7 protein-coding genes and 2 pseudogenes are annotated in these 7,277 nt (G+C 57.9%); 5 read left to right on the top strand and 4 right to left on the bottom strand.

The features are described 5' to 3' along the window. Nucleotides 1–1,019: pseudogene (locus tag KFO72_RS40895) on the top strand (IS5 family transposase); the annotation flags it as partial. A 139-nt stretch (nt 1,020–1,158) separates the two neighbouring features. Here KFO72_RS40895 and KFO72_RS40890 read toward each other — a convergent pair. The 4 genes from KFO72_RS40890 to KFO72_RS40875 form a co-directional block, all read right to left on the bottom strand. Further along, nucleotides 1,159–1,539 carry a type II toxin-antitoxin system VapC family toxin gene (locus KFO72_RS40890; protein ID WP_225034485.1) on the bottom strand — a complete coding sequence of 127 codons (381 nt, stop codon included), beginning with the start codon at nt 1,537–1,539 and terminating at the stop codon, nt 1,159–1,161. Further along, nucleotides 1,536–1,742 (bottom strand): type II toxin-antitoxin system VapB family antitoxin, encoded by a 207-nt coding sequence (locus KFO72_RS40885; RefSeq protein WP_225034484.1) that lies wholly within the window; start codon nt 1,740–1,742, stop codon nt 1,536–1,538. The genes KFO72_RS40890 and KFO72_RS40885 overlap by 4 nt, the downstream gene beginning before the upstream one ends. Nucleotides 1,743–1,964: 222 nt before the next feature. Next, nucleotides 1,965–2,453 (bottom strand): RES family NAD+ phosphorylase, encoded by a 489-nt coding sequence (locus KFO72_RS40880; protein WP_225034483.1) that lies wholly within the window; start codon nt 2,451–2,453, stop codon nt 1,965–1,967. Continuing rightward, nucleotides 2,450–2,878: an antitoxin Xre/MbcA/ParS toxin-binding domain-containing protein gene (locus KFO72_RS40875; RefSeq protein WP_046565320.1), complete on the bottom strand. Its 429-nt coding sequence runs from the start codon at nt 2,876–2,878 to the stop codon at nt 2,450–2,452. Before KFO72_RS40875 ends, KFO72_RS40880 begins: the two co-directional genes overlap by 4 nt. A gap of 285 nt (nt 2,879–3,163) precedes the next feature. Between KFO72_RS40875 and KFO72_RS40870 the strand changes: the two genes are divergently transcribed. The 4 genes and pseudogenes from KFO72_RS40870 to KFO72_RS40855 all read left to right on the top strand — a co-directional run bounded on the left by KFO72_RS40870 (nt 3,164) and on the right by KFO72_RS40855 (nt 6,173). Then, nucleotides 3,164–3,319: a hypothetical protein gene (locus KFO72_RS40870; protein WP_225034482.1), complete on the top strand. Its 156-nt coding sequence runs from the start codon at nt 3,164–3,166 to the stop codon at nt 3,317–3,319. A 602-nt stretch (nt 3,320–3,921) separates the two neighbouring features. Next, nucleotides 3,922–4,293: a type II toxin-antitoxin system ParD family antitoxin gene (locus tag KFO72_RS40865; RefSeq protein WP_225034481.1), complete on the top strand. Its 372-nt coding sequence runs from the start codon at nt 3,922–3,924 to the stop codon at nt 4,291–4,293. Continuing rightward, nucleotides 4,280–4,585 (top strand): type II toxin-antitoxin system RelE/ParE family toxin, encoded by a 306-nt coding sequence (locus KFO72_RS40860; protein WP_225034480.1) that lies wholly within the window; start codon nt 4,280–4,282, stop codon nt 4,583–4,585. The genes KFO72_RS40865 and KFO72_RS40860 overlap by 14 nt, the downstream gene beginning before the upstream one ends. 1,035 nt (nt 4,586–5,620) lie before the next feature. Then, nucleotides 5,621–6,173, top strand: a pseudogene (locus tag KFO72_RS40855) (DUF4142 domain-containing protein). Nucleotides 6,174–7,277 lie beyond the last annotated feature (1,104 nt).

The raw sequence follows: 7,277 nt of genomic DNA, 5'->3' as shown, positions 1-7,277 counted from the left end.
GAATCATGCGTCAAGCTCACGCGAGATGGCGAACGGCCCTCGCGAGCCGCTTACGTTGCGACCGATTCGGCTGTGGTTGAACGAAGCGCTCACTCGCATGGATTCGGTCTTTTCGCGCATGTACGAGAGCGATGCGAAGGGCGGACGCCCAAGTATCGCGCCGGAGAAGCTGATTCGCGCACTGCTGTTGCAAGTGCTGTATTCGATTCGCAGCGAACGCATGCTGATGGAGCAAATCTCCTACAACATGTTGTTCCGCTGGCGCGACCGACTGATGGCCCATGACGCCATGGTCAGTCTGTTCAATGAGACGGTCGAGACAGCACGCGTGCGTGGCCACCTGTCGGGCGAGCATTTCAGCGTCGACGGCACACTCATTCAGGCTTGGGCCGGACACAAGAGCTTTGTGCCGAAGGCGAAGGTTCGTCGGACTGACGATGGACGATGTTGTTTGGGACCACTCCACCTTCAGTAAGAACGACACGCATGAATCCAGCACGGACAGTCAGGCCCGGCTGTTTCGCAAGAGTCGTGGCACGGGCGCGATGCTTTGCTACATGGGGCACGTGCTGACTGATAACCGACACGGCCTCGTGGTGAACGCACAGGTGACGCAGGCGAATGGCACAGCCGAGCGGGACACAGCAGCCGAAATGCTTGCGGAGGCCGCGCAGTTTGCCGATACGTCGGTTACGGTAGGTGCAGACAAGAACCACGACACGGCCGGCTTCGTGGTGACGTGCCGCGCACACGGCGTGACGCCAGATGTTGCGCAAAACAATGGCCGCGCGGGTAGCTCCGCCATCGACGGACGCACAACGCGCTGGGCCGGCTATGCGGTCAGTCAGCGCAAGCGCAAATGCAAATGCATTGAGCAGGTCTTTGGCTGGAGCAAGACGGTTGGAAGAATTCGGCAGGCGATGTTTCGGGGCCTGCAACGAGTTGACCAGCTCTTCCTGTTGACTCAGGCGGCCTACAACCTGACTCGCATGCGCACGCTCGCCGCGAAAGCGGCATAGGAGCGACAGGCAGCGAGGGAATGGCATTGCATCCACGTGAATGAAAGGCTTCGAGCATTAAACCGACATCAATCAAATCGGCGCAGCGACTCAATGAAACGAAGTGCTCAAAGCAGGCAAGGTGTTTTTCAACAGCCTGCTAGTGAACGTCACGCATATACACGATGGCGAGTTCACCAGCGAGCTGGCTCAGTCTCTTGTCCAGTGTCCACAGTAAAGCACCGGGAGTCATTAAAGTTGACGCGAGCAACGTCAAGTCGCTGCTACCGCAGCCTCGACCGTAAAACTGCCTCGCCTCGATCAACTCCATTACCTCGGTCCATGTTGCGTGCTTTGCATGTTGCAGCAGCCCGATATCGTGAAGGGTTCGTGCACGAGGTGCGGGCAGTGTGCCACAGGCAAGTTCAACAAGCACGACCGGATGTGTAAGTGCCGCGTCGCTGGTGACCAGTTGAACAAGTCTCGGATTAACCCGACGGAAATGATCAACCCACACGGATGTATCGATGAGGACGCTCATTGAGTCAACGGCTCCGAGCGACGCCGCGGGACGTCGGGCATATCGGGCGCGGTACCCCCAAGGGCTGCAAGACGTTTTCCCGCCTGAACCCGAACAAACGTCTGCATCGCCACCCGAAACAAATCTGCCTTATCCATGTCGGGATCAGCGAGCTCAAGCGCGCGCTCGTAAAGACTGTCGTCAATCGTAACGGTAGTTCGCATGTTGACTCTCCATTTGATGCTGATTGACATCAATCATAGCATCAAAACCGCTGACAGAAATCCTGCTGGAACCCCAAAACAAAGATCCGGCCCTAAAATGTTGTTAACCTTATATAAAATCATCAGGGCGATTACTAAAGAGTGACAGCCGTGTTGGCGTTGGCAACCAGACAAGAAGACTATGAGACGGCGCCGCACTGCCATTGCGAGCGCGAGTGCGAACTAAGCTAGAAGCGACGTGGAGTGTCCGACCGACGGCATTGCAAAGAGGCGTTCGTCCCACACCACGGGTTGTGGCTCGGTCACGGCAATCCGCGTTGCGTCGGGGTGTGCGGGATTCACCAGCACGTTGAACTCTGCCCGGGCGACGACGGAAGGTACGATCAGGAGCGCGGTACGCGACTCGGTCAGCCAAGCGTCGCCGAACTCCCTTGCCGCCTGCGGTGCTGGCGCATCCCATCCCCCCGGCAACGATTCGGCCGAATGGCGTTCGACGCGAATATCATCGGGAACCGCTGCTTCAACCCATCCGTGGGTCTTCGGTAACTTGCCGATGCGCGCATGTACAAGAACCTCGAGCATCGCACCGGCGAAGGTCGACGCGGCATAGATGACCGGTCGCCCCGGGCTATTGAAGCGGCCGCCCACCAGCATCGCGCCGGTGCCACTCCAGACAGAGTGTCGAGTGTCGGCGATTCGAAACAACTTCACGCCGGCAACCCATAAAACAGTTTCCAGAGCAGCTCTTCGACCCGGCGCGCGCCGAGCTCAGTCAGCGCAACATCGAGCGGCGCCCGCCCTTCGAGCTCCGGATGCGGCGTCGACAGGAATTCCCGCGCGTCCTCTTCGTCGTTCCAGACGTAGGCCGTCGTCGCGACGATCCTGGCCAGCCGCTCAGTCTTTTCCGATTCGTCCGGCGTCAGCCGATCGCGACGCCGCTTATAGGTCGCTTCGGGGATGATGCGGGCAAGTAGCGCACGCCGGGCGTCGGCGCCCTGCGTCGCATGTTCGACGCCCGCGCGCAGCGCGGACTTGGGCAGGCCGTCGCGCACAAGTGCCTCGAGTTCCGCGAGCGTGTGCGGGACCTGCCGCAGTTCCATGACCGCGGCCACTGCTTCGGGCGTAATCAGTGACATGCGACTCCAGATTGAAGTATCAGTTGATACTCAATGATAGCGCAATTGATACCGCCCGCAAATATGAAACGCTCAAGCAATAAATACCGCGGGCGACAGGACGTCGCACTGGGCGCGCGGATAAACGATTTATAGTGCACGGCACAAGCTCCGTCCGATCGGCAAGTGCGATCTGACGACCGCGTCCGGCGTTGCCGGGTTGCGGACAGACATGCCGCTGAAGGTGACGCGACACGCCTGTCAGCTTCACCCAGTTTCTGTCTACATCATCAAAATGAGGTCCCCGTGAAATACCTTCCCCGCATCGCCGCGTCTGGAGCACTCCTGGTCATCGCTCTCGGTATCGTCACCTTCGCCCAGATCAAGCTCGCGCCGCAATCCGCAGACAACAACCCGGTCGCACGAATCGTCCTGAACGTCGAGTCGCAACTGAACGACTGAGCGACTCCACCGCCGTATCTAGCCCGCGCCCCGCAGGCAATGAAAAACCCGCCAGGCTCTGAAGAGAACTGGCGGGTACGAGCTACTGATTTCGGATTCACATACCAGGCGATGGCGACGGAATTGACGCCTGCTCAGGCTCCTCCAGCGACCAGTCAGCCTCCATGTCCACGGCATCCAACACCTTGGGCAGGTCACCAATCGTCAATTCAAGACGCTTCGTCGTCACCTCGTGGGACAGGCAATCTTCCCCTTCGACGTTTCGATCATCAGAAACCTGAAGAGCGTGTCGCCACACTGATCCAGCACAAGCCAGCCCTCCCCACCTCGCGCAAATTGAAGCCTATCCGACTTGTGAAACATAGGAGTACAAATCAAAAGGCTGGTCAAAAACGATATGTCAAATCAATTAATGAGGTGCGGGTTTGGGTTTTTGGGCCGACCGACTGTTTCGCTTGGCTTCGTCACCGGCGACACGTCTAGTTCGTGCTTCAAACCTCTGAAGCTGCCGCGCAAACCTCCAGACCCGGGTCCAGAGCTTTGAGTCCACGTCAAGAAAAGATCCTGACCGTATAGTCAGGTTCAAGAAAGGTTGGCAAGGTGTGCACGAGCGATTCTGCATCGATGGTGTTGCATATTTAGAGCAAAGTTTGTACATTCTATGTACATATCTTGATTCGTGGGAAACGATGATGAACGTAAATTTCGCGCCTGTTGACGAAAATTTCATCAGGAAAAGCGTTGATGGTGGCCTATACAGCAACGCAAACGAACTGGTCCGCGACGCAGTCCGCCGGTTGCGCGAGACCGAAGAGCGACATATCGAGCTGCTTGCCGCCATCCAGCTGGGCGAAGACGACATCGCTCAGGGGCGCACCGCAACGTATTCGAAGGAAACAATGCGGGAAATCCGGGATCGAGTCCTGAAACGCGCTGCGTCCGGCGAGAAGCTGAAGTCCGATGTCACGTCCTGAGTATCGGCTGGAACTTGCAGCGGCGGCGCAGGAGGATCTCGAAGACATATTGCTCCATACTCTACTTACGTGGGGCGAGCGCCAGATGCACGCTTATGGTGACTTACTCGACCACGCTCTGGGCACGATCAAGGCGAATCCGAACATCGGTCACGTACACCCCGTGGCGAGCGACTCATACAAGTGCTTCCAGGCGGGCGCACATCTTATCTTCTATCGCCTGCAGGACGTTACCGTTTTTGTCGTCCGCATCTTGCATAGTCGGATGGACCCCGCCAGCAGGCTCGATTAGTTCAACGTCCCGCAGACGCTCACCGTAACCTCCCAGCGACAAAAAGCGTCAGGTGGTGACGATATGGCCGATAGCCCTAGCGGTCCTTGGTCCCGGCCGCGGGCATCCACCACTTCGATCTGATGTCTTGCCGCTCATTCACGGAAATACGATATATATCTTTTCAAAATGAGACCCGCTGATCGGCACGGCCTTGCTGCTCGTCCACAGTCAGTCGAATTCAGGACGTACGCCCTGCGCTCCTACTCTTTCTCACCCTCGGTGCTGGACTTGATTGTTACGACTGTCGCCGTGATTCAATGCGTTCACGAATAGCGACAACGCCCTGTTCTATAATCAGGAAATTCCAATGTCCACACCGAATGGAGCGGTCCAGGCGGGAACACGTAATGCACGGCATAGCTACGAGCATTGCCGCACATAGTTACGGAGAACAAAATGGACATCATCAAGATTGCGCGGGAATCCGGTTTTGTTGTCCTCATGGACGGCCGGATCGGTCAGGAGCAGTACACGAGCGTCTGTGGGACTGAAGAAGTGCTGAGAAGCTTTGCCGAGGCTGTGCGACTAGCCTGTTCGACGAAGGCGGTTCGTTGCATAAGATTCCGGCCGGCTCAGCACACGCCGGGGCCCGGGCGGTGGGCCAATATTTGTCGACGACGTTGGTGAGTGCTAACGCTGGATAATAACTACCTGTCTGAAATATGAGACCGCGCGCGCGGCCCATTTGCAGAAGAAGGCTGGGAAAAGGGGCGGGCCAGCGTCACCCCTCGCGCACCTCCTTCCCGGGCAACGCCAAATTTTTGCGCTTGGTCTAACGCGTGAATCCCAAGAGGTCTACACAGCGCTTCTTGTCTGCGAGGGAACGCTCGATGCTCCATCTTGCGCGCGTAGTGAAACTTACAATCTATCCATTGAGAGGCCATCCACTGACCGAACCTCGAAATTGTCCCTCAGAGCGTTGTTTCCGCCCGCCACCGCTCAACAAAAGGTCTGCATTCCCTTCGCATCCGTCGGCAACCAGGGAGAGAAAGCATGAAAACGAAGCATCTGTTTGTTCTTGCCAGCGTCTTGATCACGGGTCCTGTTCTGTGCCCTGCTGGCTTGGCCCAGACGCAAGCCGCCTCGACGACGGCAGCGAATCCGTTGTCTCAGGAGGATAAAGATTTTGTGCAGGCCGCGTCGACCTCCTCATCGACAGAAATCGACGCAGCGAAGCTCGCGCAGAAGAACTCGGAGGACAAGGATGTGAAATCCTTCGCCCACCACATGTTGCTTGACCACATCAAGTTGACCGTTCAGTTGAAGATGGCGGCGCCGAAAGACGTAACGGTACCAAAGGACAACTCCGATACAACGATCCTTGATACGCTAAAGGGACTCAAGGGCAAGGAGTTCGATCAGGCGTACATTCAGAAGGTTGGGTTGGACGGACACAAACAGGCTATCGCTGCGTTCCGGAGGGAAATAACGGAAGGGCCAGGATGCCAAGCTTAGGAAGGCCGCGCAGGATGCAATGCCAACGATCCAGGAACACTACAAACGCGCGCAAGACCTTGCAGCACAGAAGGGAGTGTCAGCGCAGTAGCTAGCGAGACCAGACAGCGCGTAGTCCGACGCAGTGGGATCTCATCTCTTCACAGCGATTGGCGCGTCGCGGCCGGGTCCATTGCGTGTTTGTTTCCTTCCGGCGCGACGGATTAACGCACGCTTGTGACGCGTCGCCATGTGAAGCACGGGACCATGTTCCACACAAGGTCGCTGACTGGCTTGCCGTCGAGAACATTCGTCACGTCGTCATACATCTCGGTCGATGACAAAGGAACTTGAGCCGTCGGTCCGAGACGAATTGCGCCAGTGAGTCACCGCGAATGGCAGTTGGAACGATATCAACAGATGGCTGTGCCGAGATTGCCGTTGAGGGCGGCGTTAACAATCACCGGTAGGATTGCGAGCCCCCGCGTGACGAGCCGCCGCGGTGCCCGGTCCGGTACAGCAACTGCCCGAAGCCCTCCACCACTGTCTGCTTGCCAATGTTCCGGTGACGGTCGAATTCCATCCCGACGTCCCGACGCGCGCAGGGCGAATGCGATCAATGCGTAGGGTCCCGTGGATGATGGCCCAGCGGACTGCCTGCATGCCGGCCCTCGCGCGTCTCGGGTAGATGTGCGTGCGCAACCGACGAACGCAGGTAAAGGTCATGCGCCATGACCGACGCCTCATTAGTTCCGAGCGCCAGATAAGCGTCCCCCAATACATAACGATGACGGCCGAAGGCAGAAATCCGCGCAGGACGGTCAGTCACAAGCGGCCCAGCGGCACGATATGTGCGACGACGCACCTGGCGGTCGATCAGCATCAGTAGCGGGGGTTCGACAGTAGGATCACGAGGGGCAGCATATTGCCGAAGCGCGATTGGCCTGCAGCGTCCCAGTTCCCGGGGTAGCCGAGGGGAACCATATAGCTTGGCCCTGCTACGAACGCGAAAAAGCGCTGCCAGCCTATGCGGCCATCAGATACCGGCAACAGGCGACTGGCACTTGCAATCGGCTGGCTCCTGGCGAAGGAGAGCCGATCTCGGACCAACGTACGACGACGTCGGTGGTCAGGCGGCCTTCGCCTTCACGTTGCCCGCTTTCTCGGCGAACTGGGAAAGCTTCAGATCGGTCGCTTTCTCTTCTTCCAGCGTTTC

Source organism: Paraburkholderia sp. XV (genome assembly GCF_020177535.1).
GTDB classification, from domain to species: Bacteria; Pseudomonadota; Gammaproteobacteria; order Burkholderiales; family Burkholderiaceae; genus Paraburkholderia; species Paraburkholderia caribensis.
Note: the sequence above shows the minus strand (reverse complement) of the source record. Positions and strands in the feature narration are given on the sequence as shown.

Bases quoted from the DNA above. Each gene is read 5' to 3' on its own strand.
- KFO72_RS40890 (WP_225034485.1), bottom strand. From the start codon at position 1,539: ATGAGCGTCCTCATCGATACATCCGTGTGGGTTGATCATTTCCGTCGG.
- KFO72_RS40885 (WP_225034484.1), bottom strand. From the start codon at position 1,742: ATGCGAACTACCGTTACGATTGACGACAGTCTTTACGAGCGCGCGCTT.
- KFO72_RS40875 (WP_046565320.1), bottom strand. From the start codon at position 2,878: ATGTCACTGATTACGCCCGAAGCAGTGGCCGCGGTCATGGAACTGCGG.
- KFO72_RS40860 (WP_225034480.1), top strand. From the start codon at position 4,280: ATGTCACGTCCTGAGTATCGGCTGGAACTTGCAGCGGCGGCGCAGGAG.